Below are 16,193 nucleotides of genomic sequence, written 5' to 3' on the forward strand. Positions count from 1 at the left end.
ATTGTGCGACAAAAGTATAAACAAAATACGAGGGTAAAAATGCAGGTTTGATTTGATCAGGTTTCATGTATGATTCGCTCTGCTGCTACCAGAAATTTTTCACTCTTTCCGGAGAAGCCTATCAGAAACTTATCACCACCATCTTTCAACCCGGTTTTTTTCTTTAGCTCTTCTGGCGATAATGGATAATTTCTCGTGGTAACATTTGCTTTACCTTCCGGGAAGTGTCGAGTCATCTCCTTCTTGTCGCCCTTTACAAAGGACTGTATTTTAAAAACTCTCCCCGGAAAATCTGCAATCATCTCTGCACTGGTGTATAGATGTGTGCTGGGATGTATCTTGAAGATGTTATAACGATCTGCTATAATTTTAAAAGCACCGGCCTTTAGTAACGAAGCATTGGGCTCATAAAGATACTCCAATGGCGGATTGTAGTTTGCTGAAGCACTTTGTTCTTCGGCAATGGTAAAGGAAAATTCTTCGGTGCGGGTTGATAATAAATTTACAGCTATAATCTCAGGATCGTTAGTAACATTATGCGTACATAGAAACAATAGCTCCTTACATTCATTGGATACTGAGACTATAAATACTTTTTTAACCGTTTTCAACTCCTTTATACCCTGTTGTATATCGAGCAAGGGAGATGTTTTAACAAGCATGGTATCTGCTTTTGTTAATATCAAATCGTGCAGTGCAACAACATCTGGCAGGCAATCACTCAGGCGAAAAACTTTTTGCCCGTTCGATCTTCTGGATGGATCTATATATACCAGGTCTGCTCTCTTCAGTTGCTGTAAATATACTTCTGCTGTTGCGTGATGGTGGAGTATATTTTCCGCACGCAGCATCTTGTGATTGTGCTTTACTACAGCCAGCAAGTCTGCAGCAGGTTCTATATACTGTACCTGTTCAAAATATTTACTGAGAAAAAAAGAATCAACACCAAAGCCTCCGGTCAGATCAACCACTACACCTGAAGGGACAAGTTCGTTTTTAATGATCTTTACTTTATAGGCACCAGTTTGCTCGGAAGAACTCTGCTCCAGATTTATGCCAGGCGGGTAAAGTATATTAGGTGTTGAGTAGAAAGAGGGAAGTTTATCTTTCGCTTTTCTTCTCCCGGCTATTTGTTCAGCAACTCTGGCAGATGGAACGCCTTCTATTTCGCGATACTTCAATACAAGTTCACGTTCATCGTCATGGGCATGCTCATGAATGAATTGTTGCAACTGAGGCTGAAGAAGCTGCTCAATAGTCACTGATATATTCTGCTAAAAGTGTTCTCTAAGTTAACCGTTTTTCAGCGAATTGGTAAGAGCTGATTTTTGTTTACGGTAAATAAAGATGTTACGCAAATATACTACTATACCCATGCTTTGCGCTACTAATAAAACCGGATCGATTCTATACGTAGCATATATGAGTATAAGAACAGACGCAACTGAACTTATTACCCAAAAGCCTAACGGAAGTATAGATGTTTTATGCTTTTCAGAATAATACCACTGATAGATAAAACGAAGATTCAGCATAAGTTGCCCGATGGCTCCCATAATGATAAGGGGATTTGTGAAATCACTATTGGAAAATATGTGATCCATCTTCTGATCTGCCCCTATAACAATCCATCCGAAGGCTGCAATGGGTAGCAATAGAAGAACTATACGAATCAATAGGGGAATTCTTATCCAATCGTTTTTTAGTTGAAGATTACGGATATAGATAAAATACGAAAGTGTTTGTCCAAGAATGATAACGATGTCGTTGCGTATAACGCCATAGATCAGAAAGAGAAAAGATGCCAGCAGACTTAACTGCCAGAATATAGTTGGCGATACAACTTTTCCTTGCTTTTCAGAATGGAATAATTGCACGAGCAGGCGCGCCCCGAACAAAGACTGGGCAAAGAAACCCAATCCATAAATCCAATATTGTTGAATTATTTCCATGACGATGCAAAAGAACAGCAACAAAAAGAAGTGAGTGTTGTGTTAAGATTAAAAAAGCCTGACCAATAACTGATCAGGCTTTATGCAAAGTTTATACTTGATTAGAGTGTACGCTTAACTTCACGTTGTTCGTAGCTCTCAATTACATCTCCTACTTCCATGTTGTTGAAGCCATCGATGCCTATACCGCAGTCGAAGCCGGATCTTACTTCACTTGCATCATCTTTATGACGCTTGAGCGATCCAAGTTTACCTGCATATATCACTATACCATCGCGGATCAAACGAATAGGGTTTGCACGCTTGATCGACCCATCGGTAACCATACATCCGGCAATTGTTCCGACTTTCGAGATCTTGAACACTTCGCGAATTTCTGCGTTACCTACAATCACTTCTTCTGTTTCAGGCGCCAACATACCTTCCATAGCGGCCTTCACATCGTTGATCGCATCATAGATGATGGAGTACAGGCGAACCTCGATTTCTTCGTTCTCTGCCACACGCTTCGCTGAATTGGAAGGACGCACCTGGAAGCCCAGGATGATCGCATCCGATGCTGACGCAAGCAGTACGTCTGATTCGGAAATCTGACCTACACCACGGTGTATAATAGCCACTTGTATCTCTGGTGTCGAGAGTTTCAACAGTGAGTCGGAGAGAGCTTCTACTGATCCATCCACGTCACCTTTTACAATTACGTTCAGTTGCTTGAAGCTTCCTATAGCGAGACGTCTTCCGATCTCATCCAGTGTAATATGTTTCTTGGTGCGGATGCTTTGCTCACGCAACAATTGACTTCTCTTACCTGCGAGTTCACGAGCTTCGCGATCTGTTTCCATCACGCTGAATTTCTCACCCGCCTGTGGCGCACCATCCAATCCTAACAACACCACAGGTGTTGATGGTCCGGCTTCTGCCACTTTCTTACCAGTGTCATCGAACATCGCTTTTACACGACCATAATGTGCACCAGCCAATACTATATCTCCTACCTTCAGGGTACCTGTCTGTACCATTACAGTAGCTACATATCCACGACCCTTATCAAGCGAAGCTTCGATCACAGACCCTGTTGCATTCCGATCAGGGTTTGCTTTCAGGTTCAAGAGTTCAGCTTCCAGCAATACTTTTTCAAGCAGGTCATCTATACCTTTTCCGGATTTCGCAGAGATCTCCTGACTCTGATATTTACCACCCCACTCTTCTACAAGAATGTTGATCTTCGAAAGTGATTCGCGGATCTTATCAGGATTAGCGCTAGGCTTATCCACTTTGTTAATAGCGATAACGATCGGTACACCGGCAACCTGTGCGTGGTTGATCGCTTCTTTCGTCTGAGGCATTACATCATCATCGGCAGCCACTACTATAATCGCTATATCGGTAAGCTTGGCACCACGGGCACGCATCGCAGTAAAGGCTTCGTGACCAGGTGTATCAAGGAAGGCAATCTTGTTACCGCTCTTGGTAGTTACATCATACGCTCCGATGTGCTGTGTTATACCACCTGCTTCGGATGCGGTAACTTTTGTATTGCGGATATAGTCGAGCAATGAAGTTTTACCATGGTCAACGTGACCCATGATCGTTACGATCGGTGCACGATGCTGCAGATTTTCATCACTTTCTTCTTCTGTCTCAACTTCCAGTTCGTCTTCCGCTGATGTGAACTGCACAGCATAACCAAACTCATCAGTGATAACAGTTATCGCTTCGGCATCAAGACGCTGGTTGATCGATACAAACATACCGAGACTCAAACAAGTTGAGATCACATCGTTTACAGAAACATCCATCAACGATGCAAGATCGTTTGCCGAAATAAATTCGGTTACACGCAGTGTCTTAGATGCCTCCTGTTCCTGAAGCATTTGTTGTTCCTGTGCTTCAGAGTTTGCCTGGCGTTTCTCTCTTCTATATTTCGATCCGCTGGTTTTCTTACCACCTCCACTGAGCTTCGCCAGCGTAGCGCGGATTTGATCCTGGATCTCCTTCTCGGTTGGTTCTTCTTTCTGCACCCGTGGTGGATGCTGGTGCGGTCCTTTGCCACGCTGTTGTTGGTGCGGACGATTTTGATTCGGACGATGCTGGCCACCACCATGCTGACCTTGTCCCTGTCCCTGCTGTGTACCTTGCCCCTGACCTTGTTGTTGATCGTCAGCAGTAGGAATGCGCTTGCGCGGGCGTTTACCCTTACGATCATCTTTTGTATCAGACGATGCTACAGGAGAGTCTTTCTTCTTATCAACCGGAAGCTCAATCTTGTCTACAACTTTCAAACCTTTCAACCGATCAGCTCTTGCTTTGATAAGTTCGAGTTCAGGTTCTGCTGGTTTTTCAGCAACAGGTTGTTCAACAACTTTCGGAGTTACAGGCGGTGTCACCACCGGAGGTTGCTCAACAACTTTCGGTGTTTCCTTCTCAACTTCCTTAACCGGCTCCTTCGTTTCTTTAACTACTACTTCTTTTGTCTCTTTTACTTCTTTAACCTCTTTCTTCTCAGCAACAACAACTGGTTTCTCTTCTACCGGTTTCTCAACAACCGGAGCCTCTTCCTCAGTTTTAGTTACCGCAGGTTTTTTCTCCAGATCAATTTTACCAATAACCTTGATGCCTTCGAGCTTCGGCTTTTCACGCTCAACCTTATCTGGCTTGGCCTCCTCTTTTGCTTTAACCTCTTTAGAGCTGGAACCGAGGTTCTTGATCATAATGCGCTCTTCTTCTTCAACACGCTTCTTGGCCAGTTCCTTTTCACTTTCCAACACAAGATTGTCTGCATGCTTGGCTCCGATGTGAAGACCAGAAGCCTCCAGTTTATCGGTTGCAGAAGAGGCAAATTCTTTCGACAAAAGGTTGAATTGCTCAGGCGTGAGTTTAGCGTTGGGGTTGTTTTCAACCTCAAAACCTTTCTTCGCCAGAAAGTCCAAGATGGTATTGTGCCCCACATTGAGCTTCCTTGCAGCCTGACTCAACCTGATCAACTTTTCTTCTGCCATATTCAAATATGCCTGTTTTTTAAGGACTTTAAAATTCAAATGCGCTCAGCTGCGCAATTTAACTTATTGTTCACAGTTCATCGCTCACTATTAAGGATTCGTTATAAACCCAATTTTCACAAACGACTTATTCGAACTCCTTCTTCAGGATGTTCAATACACCTTCTACAGTTTCTTCCTCTAGGTCTGTTCTTCTTACCAATTCATCTTTGGAGAGCGCCAGAACACTTTTGGCTGTATCAAGACCGATACGATTCAATTCTTCTATCACCCAGCTCTCAATCTCATCTGAGAATTCATCCAGGTCAACATCTTCTTCCACCTGACCTTCGGCCAATTCGCGGAAGACATCTATTTCATAACCTACCAGGCGGCTGGCAAGTTTAATGTTCAAACCACCCTTACCAATAGCAAGCGATACCTGATCGGGTTTGAGATATACCGATGCACGACCGTTATCCTTATCTACTTTGATCGAAGATATTTTTGCCGGACTCAACGCACGCTGGATATATAGTTCCAGGTTTTCGGTATAGTTGATCACGTCTATATTTTCATTTTGCAATTCACGAACAATCGCGTGAATGCGTGATCCCTTCATACCTACGCAAGCTCCTACGGGATCAATGCGATCATCGTATGATTCAACTGCAACTTTAGCACGTTCGCCTGGTTCGCGAACGACTTTTTTGATGGTGATCAATCCATCGTACACTTCCGGTACTTCCTGCTCGAACAAACGCTCGAGAAACACAGGAGATGTACGAGAAAGAATAATTTTCGGATTACCATTTACCATCTCTACCTTGTGAACGATCGCTCTTACATTCTCGCCTTTGCGATAGCGATCTTTTTGAATTTGTTCACCACGTGGTATGGCAATCTCATTACCTTCTGCGTCAGTCAATAAAACTTCCTTGCTCAGCACCTGGTATACTTCACCGGCAATAATCTCACCCACCAGATCTTTGTACTTCTGAAAGAGTATATCTTTCTCGAGGTCTTTTACCTTTTGTATCAGCGTTTGTCGCGCAGTGGTTACTGCTCTGCGACCAAAGTCTTCAATATATATCTGCTCGGATACTTCTTCACCCACTTCAAAATCCGGTTCGATCTTGCGTGCTTCCGACAAACTGATCTTGTCGAAATCCCAGATGTCTTCCGAATCATCATCAACAATCTCACGGAAGCGATAGATCTCGAGATCGCCTTTATCAGCGTTGATAATGACATCGAAGTTTTCATCCGACTCATATCTTTTCCGGATCATATTCTTGAATACGTCTTCCAGAATCCGGATCATCGTAGGTCGGTCAATGTTCTTCTGTTTTGCAAATTCAGCAAACGACTGAATTAATTCATGTGCATCCATGGTTTCGTCTTATTTAAAACTTACTAACACAAAAGCTTTTTCTATGTCTGTAAAAGGAATTTCAATTGTCTTTATTTCTTTCTTTTTACCGGAACCAGCTTCCTGCTCCAGTATAATTTTTTCATCTGCCACAGCGGTAAGTTTCCCTTCCTCTGTTTTCTCTTTAATCTTTACTTTCAATCTGCGCCCGATGTTCTTATAATACTGACGTTGCAGCTTTAGTGGATGATCAAGTCCAGGTGTTGATACTTCCAGCATATAGCTCTCCTCCAACCAGGTAACTTCATCCAAATGTTTAGATAAAGCCCGACTGAGATCTGCACATTCATCAATGCTGATGCCCCCGTCACTATCCAGCAATACAAGAATTTTTTTAGGCCCATGCTTGGAAGAAACAATAACATCGACAATGAACTGGCTGGAATTAGCCAATACTGACTCTGCTATTCGTTTTACTTCTGCCGCTATATCCATTGAAAAAAATCTAATAAACAAAGAGGGGACGTTGGTCCCCTCTTAAAGAATACTCAGAAACTTTCGCAAAAGTATATCTTTTTTATATTAATGCCAAACTTTAGCGTTTTTGTCAGGATTTCGAGAAGACCTGAAGTTCCTGCAAAAGATTCTTTCTGGCATTTTCTTCAAAGCGCGAAAAGAATTGCTCCGTTTTAAATATCCGACTCATCGACAGAAAATGTTCCAGAACTTTCTTTCGTCCTGGTTTGTAAAGCAAATCCGGATAAAAGGAGTATTCCTTCCTGATGTTTTTCGTGTATTCATGATATACTTCCCAGTCTGCTCCCAGAATGGAGAGATCGGCATCAGTAAAGAAATTTGTATCCGAATCTTGGCTAACGGTGTGGCTTTTGGTTGCCAATATCTGTGCTGTGCATTGATCTATTCTCTGCACAGGAAAAGAAATTTCTTTCAGACGCTCCGCTGCAAAAGCTGCACTTTTCTCTTCATTGTCTTTACTCAACGTATTATAAACAATGTCGTGATAGGCAATTGAAAATATGATGCAATCCCAATTCTGAATGCAATCTCGAAGAGACCAAAGTTCCTGCAGAAGATTTTCAAGATGCGTTAAGGTGTGGTAGTAACGTTTACCAGATGTATAGTGCTTCTCAACTTCAGACCAAAGCTTGGTGGCAACACGATCATCTGCATGGTAGCGTGCGACCGTTGTTATAAACTGTTGAGAGAGCATGCGGCATCAAATATAGTCTGGCAGGTTTTTCAGATACGTACCATAACCACTTTTCTCAAGAGGCTTCGCGAGTGTTAGTAATTGATCTTTTGAAATGAACCCTTGACGAAACGCTACCTCTTCAATACATCCAATCTTCAAACCTTGTCGTTGTTCTATAGTCTGAACAAAGTTGGAAGCCTGCATTAGCGAATCAAATGTACCGGTATCAAGCCAGGCAGTTCCACGACTCATGGGAGCAACTGTGAGTTTGCCGCGCTTCAGATAAATATTATTTACATCGGTAATTTCCAGTTCACCACGAGAACTTGGTTTTAGTTCCTTCGAGATCTTTACTACCTCATTGTCATAAAAGTAAAGTCCGGGCACTGCATAATTCGACTTCGGCTTGGCGGGTTTCTCTTCGATAGAAATCGCTTTCTTGTTTGCATCAAACTCTACTACTCCGTAACGTTCCGGATCAGTAACGTGATAGGCAAATACCACTCCTCCATCCGGATCGACATTAGATTGCAATAGTCTCTGCATACCTGACCCATAGAAAATATTATCGCCCAGAATAAGCGCTACTTTATCATTACCAACAAACTTTTCTCCGATTATAAATGCCTGAGCAAGTCCTTCGGGGCGAGGTTGCACTTCATAACTAAAAGAGCATCCCAGATTTTTTCCATCGCCCAACAACTTCTGAAACATCGGCATATCATGAGGTGTAGCGATGATCAAAATTTCCTGAATACCCGCCATCATCAACACCGAAAGCGGATAATAAATCATAGGCTTATCGTACAATGGCATAAGCTGCTTGCTTACTGCAATGGTAAGCGGATATAAACGTGTACCAGAGCCACCGGCTAGAATTATACCTTTCATGTTTTACGTGTTTAGTTAGTACGGGAAGTGTTCATGTTGCCTGTATATCATAGCTACATAAACATTATGGTATACATTACCTTTCCTGATACATCGAAGTATAGTATTTCAAATACTCACCTGAAGTTACATTGTTAAGCCAAGTGGTGTTGGCCAAATACCAGTCAACAGTTTTCTCAAGTCCAATCTCAAATGTCACTTCCGGGCGCCAGCCTGTTTCACTGATAAGTTTTGATGCATCAATCGCATAACGAAGATCGTGGCCAGGACGGTCTTTCACATGGGTTATCAACTTAGCCGATGTTCCATCAGCACGACCCAGTTTCTTATCCATAATGTGACAAAGCAGATTAACCAGATCTATATTCTTCCACTCATTATTGCCACCTATATTATATACTTCGCCAGCTTTACCCTTATGAAAAATAGCATCAATAGCACGCGCATGGTCTTCCACAAATAACCAATCGCGGATGTTCTCTCCTTTACCGTATACTGGTAGCGGCTTGTTGTTAATGATATTGTTTATCATTAACGGAATGAGTTTCTCCGGAAAATGGAACGGACCATAATTATTAGAACAACGGCTGATCATAGTTGGCAACGAAAAACTATTATGATAAGCACTTACAAAGTGATCGCTGCTCGCCTTTGATGCGGAGTAAGGAGATCGCGGATCTATAGGAGTTTCTTCTGTGAAGAAACCTCCGTGCTCCGCTGAGCCATATACTTCATCGGTAGAGATATGATAGAATCGTTTGCCATCAAATGCGCCTTGCCATGCAGTTTGTGCTGCACGAAGTAAATTAAGTGTTCCTATGATATTTGTATTGGCAAACTCTGTTGGGTTATGAAGAGAACGATCTACGTGCGACTCAGCAGCAAGATGTATCACACCATCGATCTCATACTTGGCAAATACTGAATTAAGAAATTCTATATCCAGTATATCACCACGCTCAAAGTTGTAATTCGACTTCTTCTCAATGTCCTTGAGATTTTCGAGATTACCAGCATAAGTAAGTTTGTCGAGATTGACAATGGTATACGCTGGGTATTTATTTACGAAAAGCCGGACAACATGCGAACCGATAAAGCCAGCACCTCCGGTAATGAGTATCTTTTTTGTTGACATGACTGAGGGTTATCGGATGAACTTTTCGAAATTTTTATGGTCGCGTTGGTAGAGCACTTCCTGTGGAAGAGATTTGAAATATTCATAAGTAATTTTCAAACCTTCTGAGCGAGATACTTTCGCTTCCCATCCCAAAATTTCTTTTGCCTTTGTGGTGTTGGGTTGGCGCTGCTTCGGATCATCCTGCGGAAGAGGTTTATACACTACCTTCTGCTTGGTACCTGTAAGCTTCACAATCTCTTCTGCAAAATCACGTATAGTGATCTCATCCGGATTACCAATGTTCACTGGCAGATGATAGTCTGACATCAACAATCTATATATACCCTCCACCTGATCGTCTACATAACAGAAAGAACGCGTTTGTGAGCCATCGCCAAAAACTGTAAGGTCTTCTCCACGCAAGGCTTGTCCTATAAATGCCGGTAATACACGTCCATCATTCAGTCGCATACGTGGACCATATGTATTGAATATACGAATGATCCTTGTTTCAAGCCCATGATACGTGTGATACGCCATGGTGATAGCTTCCTGAAAGCGCTTGGCTTCATCATACACACCACGAGGGCCAATAGGATTTACGTTGCCGTAATACTCTTCTATCTGCGGGTGAATCAGCGGATCACCATATATCTCGGAAGTCGAAGCAACCAATATTCTGGCTTTCTTCACACGTGCCAATCCGAGGAGATTATGTGTCCCTAAAGAACCTACCTTCAATGTCTGAATAGGAATCTTCAGGTAATCTATGGGACTTGCCGGTGAAGCAAAATGAAGTATATATTTCAGCTCGCCTGGTACATGTACAAATGAAGAAACATCGTGATGATAAAATTCAAAATCGGGATGTTTAAAAAGATGTTCAATGTTTCGCAAATCACCTGTTATTAGGTTATCCATAGCGATTACACTATAGCCCTCCTTAATAAATCGATCACAAAGGTGAGAGCCGAGAAACCCGGCTCCTCCTGTGATTAGTACTCTTTCCTTAGCCATTGATCACCTCCCTTCCTATACTGAAATAGGTATATCCTAATTCTTTCATGGTAGTGAGGTCGTAAAGGTTTCTTCCGTCAAAAATTACTTTTCCTTTTACAACTGACGACAATCTTTCGAAATCAGGTGTACGGAACTCAGGCCATTCTGTAGCAATAAATATAGCATCTGCTCCCTCGGCTGCTTCATAGGGTGTTGAGAAGTAATTGATTTTGTCGCCTAAAATTCTCTTCACATTTTCTATCGCTTCAGGATCGTGTGCCTGAATCTTTACACCTTCATTAAGCAAAGCTTCAATATTGTAAAGTGATGGAGCTTCACGAATATCATCGGTGTGCGGTTTGAAAGAAAGGCCCCAAAATGCTATAGTCTTACCCTTCAAATTTCCTTTGAAGTATTCTTTAATTCTCTGGATGAGTATCGTCTTCTGATCAGCGTTTACATCCATCACAGCATTCAGAATTCTAAAGTCGTACTTAGCATCAGAAGCTGACTTCGCAAGAGCCTGAACATCTTTCGGGAAACAACTTCCTCCATATCCTATACCCGGAAATAAAAATCTTTTCCCGATACGGTTATCAGTACCAACACCTTTGCGAACAGCGTCTACATCTGCGCCAACTAATTCGCACAGATTGGCGATCTCATTCATAAAAGTAATTTTCGTTGCCAAGAAAGAGTTTGCTGCATACTTGGTAAGTTCTGCAGAACGCTCATCCATAAAGATGATTGGATTCCCTTGGCGAACATACGGAGCATACAGTGTTTCCATGATCTTGCGTGCACGTGAAGAAGTAGTGCCAATCACGACACGATCAGGCTTCATAAAATCTTCAACCGCCACACCTTCTCTAAGAAACTCAGGATTCGACACAACATCAAAATCAACTTTTGCATTGGCCGCTATTTTTTCACGCACCTTGTCGGCCGTACCTACAGGCACTGTACTCTTGTCAATGATAACTGTATAGTCTGATAGCAACGGACCAAGATCACTGGCCACTTTCAAAATATACTTCAAATCGGCAGAGCCATCTTCTCCCGGAGGAGTAGGCAAAGCAAGGAAGATAACTTTTGCGTCTTTAATGCCCTCAGCTAAATCCGTAGTAAAAAATAATCTCTCCTGTTTAATGTTCCGCTCGAAGAGTTGTTCCAGGCCTGGTTCATAAATGGTGATTTTTCCATTTTGAAGTTTTTTTACTTTTTCCTGGTCAATGTCTACGCAAGTAACAGTGTTTCCGGTTTCTGCAAAACAAGTTCCGGTTACGAGGCCAACGTAACCTGTGCCAACTACAGCTATTTTCATGTAAAATGGGTTTTTGAACCTGCGAAATTAAGATTTTTAAGCAGATTCAGGGCACTTTCACATAATCAGGGTATAATTTCTCTCCATGGTTTTAAGCGAACGACCTAACATTCGTTTGTATGTTGCCATATTATACTCTAACTTTAACGTTTCCAATTACAAAATACTTTATTCTCCATGGAAGTGATAACAGACAGATTAGCAACAATCAGTTTTGATGAAAGTGAAAATCAAAGGATGATTTCTCAAATGGTTAGGGATTTCGGAAACAAAGAAATCAGACCCAACATTATGACTTGGGATGAAAGTCAGGAGTTCCCAATTCAGCTTTTTAAAAAAATGGGTGCGCTGGGACTGATGGGAGTGCTTGTTCCAGAAGAATTCGGTGGCGCGGGATTTGGTTACCTGGAGTACATAACAGCCATTGCTGAGATTGCCCGTATTGATGGGTCTATAGGTTTATCTATGGCAGCACATAACTCACTTTGCACCAATCATATTTTGCTTTTTGCCTCCTCAGAACAGAAGAAAAAATATTTACCTAAGTTAGCTTCATGCGAATTTATAGGTGCTTGGGGCCTCACAGAACCTAACACTGGTTCGGACGCTGGTAATATGCGAACTGTTGCCGTGAGAGATGGTGACTACTATATTATTAATGGATCCAAGAATTTTATAACCCATGGCAAGTCAGGAGATGTAGCGGTGGTTATTGTTCGAACCGGTGAGGTAGGCGATTCACATGGCATGACCGCTTTCATTCTAGAAAAAGGAACCCCAGGTTTCTTCGCAGGCAAAAAAGAAAACAAGTTGGGTATGCGTGCATCAGAAACAGCTGAATTAATTTTTTCAGATTGCCGTGTCCATAAATCTCAAGTTATTGGTAAAGAAGGTGATGGATTTGTTCAGGCTCTTAAAGTGCTGGATGGTGGTAGAATTTCGATTGCTGCACTAAGCCTCGGCATCGCCATGGGAGCCTTCGATGCCGCTCTTCAATATTCACAGGAACGACATCAATTCAACAAACCCATTTCAAGCTTCCAGGGAATTTCCTTCAAACTGGCCGATATGGCAACCAAAATAGAAGCCGCTAAATTGTTGACTCTCAGAGCGGGTGATTTAAAGAATCGCGGCGAAAGTGTAACCAGAGAATCTGCTATGGCCAAGCTCTATGCATCAGAGATAGCAGTGGAAGTAGCCAATGATGCCGTTCAAGTATTTGGAGGCTATGGATATACAAAGGATTTTCCGGTTGAGAAATTTTACCGTGACGCCAAGCTTTGTACTATTGGTGAGGGCACTTCAGAGATCCAGAAACTGGTTATATCCCGGACCATTTTAAAGTAGTGTTGGATAATTCGCTGACATTCTGCTATATTTGCAGCCCTAATTAAGAGATATGCTTATCGTCAACGTAAAAGAGAACGAGTCTATTGACAAAGCGCTGAAGCGTTTCAAGAAGAAGTTTGAAAAAACAGGTGTTTTGAAAGAATTGCGTGCGCGCACTTCATTTGAGAAACCATCTGTTAGACGCAGAAACGAAATCATCCGCGCAGCGTACCGCGAGCAGCAAAGACTGCAGGACAACAACGCTTAACAGCTAGCTGTTTTCTTCAAGTAAGATTATATTCTTGTGGGCAATTCTTTTTGTCCACATTATATCATCATTTTATCCACATATCCTCTGGAGGTATTTCCTTTAGGGGATTATTTTTTTACATTGCTAGTATATACTTCAAGTCTCTATCTAATGAGCTTGGAATGAGGTGTGGATAGCATGGTGGATTCCTTTCTGAAATATCTCCAATACGAGAAACGAGTAAGTGCCAATACTTTATTGGCTTATCGAAATGATCTTGATCAATTTGTGTCATTCCTTACGGGTGTTTTTCCAGATACATCACCTCAGTCCGCTGATCATGGTATCATACGCTCCTGGATCATTCAACTAGTTGAAGATGGAATAGAGTCACCTTCTGTTAACAGGAAGATAGCCTGTCTCCGAACATTCTATAAATTCTTATTGAGGCAGGAGGTTATCAATAAAGATCCCATGCCCAAGATCAAAGCACTGAAGACCAAGAAGCGATTGCCCAATTTTGTGAAGGAAGGTGATATGGTAAAAGTGCTTGACAATCATGTCTTCACAGACGACTTTAATGGATGGCGCAAGAAGCTTATCCTAGAATTATTCTATGGTACTGGCATGCGCTTATCCGAACTGCTCAATTTGAGAGACCTTGATATTAACCTACAAGGACGAACGCTCAAAGTACTTGGTAAAAGAAACAAAGAAAGAGTAATCCCATTTACCGAAAATCTCGTTTCAATTATAGAAGGCTATAGAAGTATAAGGGATAAAGAAGTGGTAAAACAAAATCATAACTTATTGCTTGTAACAGACTCCGGTGAGCCTTGCTATCCTATGATGGTATATAGACTTGTGAAGGATCATTTACAAATCTCCACGGCGGAGAGGAAGAGCCCTCACGTATTACGCCACACCTATGCCACTCACTTATTAAACAAAGGCGCTGAAATAAATGCAGTAAAAGATTTGCTGGGTCACAGCAGCCTTGCCGCTACTCAGGTATATACCCACAATTCAATGGAAAAATTAAAAAAGGTTTTTGACCTCGCTCACCCCAAGGCATAATAGCAATAAAAAAAACAGAACGCTTATGAGTATATAATTACATTTTTATGATGATGGCTGGCACCACATAAAGCCAGTGACACTGTTTTATTTGTTCAACTTTTAAATTTTAACATTATGAAGGTTCAAGTTCATTCCATCCACTTCGATGCTGACAGCAAGCTTATCAATTTCATTCAGAAGAAGCTTGACAAGCTGGATACTTTTTATAATCGCCTAGTGGATAGCGAAGTCTTTCTTAGACTTAACAATGAAGGGATTGAAAACAAAACAGTTGAGATCAAATTACGCGTTCCAGGTAATATGCTTTTTGCAACAGAGAAGGCTCGCTCGTTTGAAGCCGCTGCCGATTTGGCAACAGATGCACTTCGCATGCAACTAGAAAAATTTAAAACAAAAATTAGAAACAGAGAATAATTTCCAATTAACCCAATTCAAAAAATGGCCGTCCGAAAAGATGGCCATTTTTTTATGTACAAAACTTCACTGCTAAGGTATATGATCCGTCAATATCAAAATAAAAACCACCTGGTGAGGTGGTTTTTATTTGCAATCATATAGTTGTTATGCTATTTCTTTGGTGCTGGTGTTGTAGTAGTTGTGGTTCCAGCGGGCTTAGGTGTTACGCCCATCTTCTTCAACACGAGGTCAGATATATCCATCTTTTCATCACCATATAGGATAACATCAAGACCACCGATTTGTTGGTTGAGTATAAATGTAAATCCGTTCTCTTTAGCAGTATCCTCGATAGCTTTACCTACTTTCTTATATACCGGATCCATCAATTGAGTTTGCTTATTCTGAAGATTGGTCTGTGCATCTTGCTGAAGCTTCTCTATGTTCTGTTGTAATTGCTGCAGCTCTCTTTCTGTATTAGCACGAACTGCATCGGGCATAGAGTTAGCCTGGATCGCTGCATTATAGTCAGCAAGTTTCTTCTGAAACTCTTGCACTTTTGCATCAATCTGATTCTTGAGTTGTGTTTGTAACGATTTAAGGTCAGCGTCAATTTGTTTAGCTTCTGGCATCTGACTGAAGATATAGTCAACGTCAGCATAGCCTATCTTTGACGCGGTTTGTGCATAGGATGCAATTGCTCCTAATCCCAGCACCACAAGTAAAACGAGTTTTCTCATTACGATATTCAATTTAGTTTTTGATCTTATCATTAGGATCGCCTAGCCCTAGTTCGTCAAGCACAAAGTCAGTATAGTCATAGCGCGGATCGGTATAAATCATTACAAGCTCTCCGGCTTTATCGAACACTATAGCAAGGTTATTCTGTTTAGCCGCCTTGTCAACCGCATCCCACACTTTATCCTGAATCGGCTTTATCAATTCCTGTTTTTTAAGAAAGAATAACCCGCCAAATCCGAATACTTTCTTCTGATATTCTTTCATCTCGGCTTCTTTCTTTTGTATGGAAGCCGTTCGCTCTTTCCGCATTTCATCTGTGAGCAGTACCTGTTCCGCCTGAAGACTGCTATACATGGCTTCAATCTTCTTGGCCATATCCTGAATTTCCTTTTCCCAAGCTTCGGATAGTTGGCCAATCTCTTCCTGCGCCTTTTTGTATTCAGGCATCTTGTTCAGGATATAATCGGTGTCAATGTACCCGAATCTCTGTGCTTTGACAAAAGTCGGGCCGAAAATGAGAAAAATAATTGTAATTAAATAAACCCGCATAA

At 41.7% G+C, this 16,193-nt stretch carries 16 protein-coding genes and 1 pseudogene; 5 read left to right on the plus strand and 12 right to left on the minus strand.

The window, feature by feature from the left end; genetic code table 11:
• Positions 1–56 precede the first annotated feature (56 nt).
• The 10 genes from VIN08_RS09710 to VIN08_RS09755 form a co-directional block, all read right to left on the minus strand.
• Positions 57–1,262 (minus strand): class I SAM-dependent methyltransferase, encoded by a 1,206-nt coding sequence (locus tag VIN08_RS09710; RefSeq protein WP_331963808.1) that lies wholly within the window; start codon positions 1,260–1,262, stop codon positions 57–59.
• A 30-nt stretch (positions 1,263–1,292) separates the two neighbouring features.
• A complete protein-coding gene (locus VIN08_RS09715; protein WP_331963811.1) occupies positions 1,293–1,952 on the minus strand; it encodes a lipid-A-disaccharide synthase N-terminal domain-containing protein in 660 nt (219 codons plus the stop codon).
• 101 nt (positions 1,953–2,053) lie between these two features.
• A complete protein-coding gene (infB, locus tag VIN08_RS09720; protein ID WP_331963814.1) occupies positions 2,054–4,951 on the minus strand; it encodes a translation initiation factor IF-2 in 2,898 nt (965 codons plus the stop codon).
• A 127-nt stretch (positions 4,952–5,078) separates the two neighbouring features.
• Positions 5,079–6,323 (minus strand): transcription termination factor NusA, encoded by a 1,245-nt coding sequence (nusA, locus tag VIN08_RS09725; RefSeq protein WP_331963816.1) that lies wholly within the window; start codon positions 6,321–6,323, stop codon positions 5,079–5,081.
• A gap of 9 nt (positions 6,324–6,332) precedes the next feature.
• The gene (rimP, locus tag VIN08_RS09730; protein WP_331963819.1) at positions 6,333–6,818 is read right to left on the minus strand and encodes a ribosome maturation factor RimP; all 486 of its coding nucleotides are present in this window, start codon (positions 6,816–6,818) and stop codon (positions 6,333–6,335) included.
• A gap of 91 nt (positions 6,819–6,909) precedes the next feature.
• On the minus strand, positions 6,910–7,533 hold the full coding sequence (locus VIN08_RS09735; protein WP_331963822.1) for a hypothetical protein: 624 nt from the start codon (positions 7,531–7,533) through the stop codon (positions 6,910–6,912).
• Between the two features lie 6 nt (positions 7,534–7,539).
• The gene (rfbA, locus tag VIN08_RS09740; protein ID WP_331963825.1) at positions 7,540–8,406 is read right to left on the minus strand and encodes a glucose-1-phosphate thymidylyltransferase RfbA; all 867 of its coding nucleotides are present in this window, start codon (positions 8,404–8,406) and stop codon (positions 7,540–7,542) included.
• Between the two features lie 76 nt (positions 8,407–8,482).
• Entirely contained in the window at positions 8,483–9,541 is a 1,059-nt protein-coding gene (gene rfbB, locus VIN08_RS09745) for a dTDP-glucose 4,6-dehydratase (protein WP_331963828.1), read from the minus strand.
• A gap of 9 nt (positions 9,542–9,550) precedes the next feature.
• Complete coding sequence (locus tag VIN08_RS09750; RefSeq protein WP_331963831.1) at positions 9,551–10,540, minus strand: UDP-glucuronic acid decarboxylase family protein; 990 nt, start codon at positions 10,538–10,540, stop codon at positions 9,551–9,553.
• Positions 10,533–11,846 (minus strand): UDP-glucose/GDP-mannose dehydrogenase family protein, encoded by a 1,314-nt coding sequence (locus VIN08_RS09755; RefSeq protein ID WP_331963834.1) that lies wholly within the window; start codon positions 11,844–11,846, stop codon positions 10,533–10,535. Before VIN08_RS09755 ends, VIN08_RS09750 begins: the two co-directional genes overlap by 8 nt.
• Before the next feature lie 177 nt (positions 11,847–12,023).
• Here VIN08_RS09755 and VIN08_RS09760 point away from each other — a divergent pair, with 177 nt between their 5' ends.
• From VIN08_RS09760 to hpf, 5 genes and pseudogenes are all read left to right on the plus strand, one after another.
• Positions 12,024–13,193 (plus strand): acyl-CoA dehydrogenase family protein, encoded by a 1,170-nt coding sequence (locus tag VIN08_RS09760; RefSeq protein ID WP_331963837.1) that lies wholly within the window; start codon positions 12,024–12,026, stop codon positions 13,191–13,193.
• A gap of 52 nt (positions 13,194–13,245) precedes the next feature.
• A complete protein-coding gene (rpsU, locus tag VIN08_RS09765; protein ID WP_331963840.1) occupies positions 13,246–13,443 on the plus strand; it encodes a 30S ribosomal protein S21 in 198 nt (65 codons plus the stop codon).
• Between the two features lie 180 nt (positions 13,444–13,623).
• A pseudogene (locus VIN08_RS09770) lies at positions 13,624–13,866 on the plus strand (site-specific integrase); the annotation flags it as partial.
• Between the two features lie 33 nt (positions 13,867–13,899).
• A complete protein-coding gene (locus VIN08_RS09775) occupies positions 13,900–14,502 on the plus strand; it encodes a tyrosine-type recombinase/integrase (RefSeq protein ID WP_331963908.1) in 603 nt (200 codons plus the stop codon).
• A gap of 117 nt (positions 14,503–14,619) precedes the next feature.
• The gene (gene hpf / locus VIN08_RS09780) at positions 14,620–14,919 is read left to right on the plus strand and encodes a ribosome hibernation-promoting factor, HPF/YfiA family (protein ID WP_331963843.1); all 300 of its coding nucleotides are present in this window, start codon (positions 14,620–14,622) and stop codon (positions 14,917–14,919) included.
• Between the two features lie 152 nt (positions 14,920–15,071).
• Here the strand turns inward: hpf and VIN08_RS09785 are convergent, their stop codons facing one another.
• Positions 15,072–15,641, minus strand: a complete 570-nt coding sequence (locus tag VIN08_RS09785) for an OmpH family outer membrane protein (protein WP_331963846.1) — start codon at positions 15,639–15,641, stop codon at positions 15,072–15,074.
• 13 nt (positions 15,642–15,654) lie between these two features.
• Positions 15,655–16,191 carry an OmpH family outer membrane protein gene (locus VIN08_RS09790; RefSeq protein ID WP_331963849.1) on the minus strand — a complete coding sequence of 179 codons (537 nt, stop codon included), beginning with the start codon at positions 16,189–16,191 and terminating at the stop codon, positions 15,655–15,657.
• Positions 16,192–16,193 lie beyond the last annotated feature (2 nt).

The organism is Ohtaekwangia sp., assembly GCF_036568665.1.
Lineage (GTDB): Bacteria > Bacteroidota > Bacteroidia > Cytophagales > Cyclobacteriaceae > Ohtaekwangia.

Bases quoted from the DNA above. Each gene is read 5' to 3' on its own strand.
- VIN08_RS09715 (WP_331963811.1), bottom strand. From the start codon at position 1,952: ATGGAAATAATTCAACAATATTGGATTTATGGATTGGGTTTCTTTGCC.
- infB (WP_331963814.1), bottom strand. From the start codon at position 4,951: ATGGCAGAAGAAAAGTTGATCAGGTTGAGTCAGGCTGCAAGGAAGCTC.
- nusA (WP_331963816.1), bottom strand. From the start codon at position 6,323: ATGGATGCACATGAATTAATTCAGTCGTTTGCTGAATTTGCAAAACAG.
- VIN08_RS09735 (WP_331963822.1), bottom strand. From the start codon at position 7,533: ATGCTCTCTCAACAGTTTATAACAACGGTCGCACGCTACCATGCAGAT.
- rfbA (WP_331963825.1), bottom strand. From the start codon at position 8,406: ATGAAAGGTATAATTCTAGCCGGTGGCTCTGGTACACGTTTATATCCG.
- rfbB (WP_331963828.1), bottom strand. From the start codon at position 9,541: ATGTCAACAAAAAAGATACTCATTACCGGAGGTGCTGGCTTTATCGGT.
- VIN08_RS09750 (WP_331963831.1), bottom strand. From the start codon at position 10,540: ATGGCTAAGGAAAGAGTACTAATCACAGGAGGAGCCGGGTTTCTCGGC.
- VIN08_RS09755 (WP_331963834.1), bottom strand. From the start codon at position 11,846: ATGAAAATAGCTGTAGTTGGCACAGGTTACGTTGGCCTCGTAACCGGA.
- VIN08_RS09760 (WP_331963837.1), top strand. From the start codon at position 12,024: ATGGAAGTGATAACAGACAGATTAGCAACAATCAGTTTTGATGAAAGT.
- rpsU (WP_331963840.1), top strand. From the start codon at position 13,246: ATGCTTATCGTCAACGTAAAAGAGAACGAGTCTATTGACAAAGCGCTG.
- VIN08_RS09775 (WP_331963908.1), top strand. From the start codon at position 13,900: ATGCCCAAGATCAAAGCACTGAAGACCAAGAAGCGATTGCCCAATTTT.
- hpf (WP_331963843.1), top strand. From the start codon at position 14,620: ATGAAGGTTCAAGTTCATTCCATCCACTTCGATGCTGACAGCAAGCTT.
- VIN08_RS09785 (WP_331963846.1), bottom strand. From the start codon at position 15,641: ATGAGAAAACTCGTTTTACTTGTGGTGCTGGGATTAGGAGCAATTGCA.
- VIN08_RS09790 (WP_331963849.1), bottom strand. From the start codon at position 16,191: ATGCGGGTTTATTTAATTACAATTATTTTTCTCATTTTCGGCCCGACT.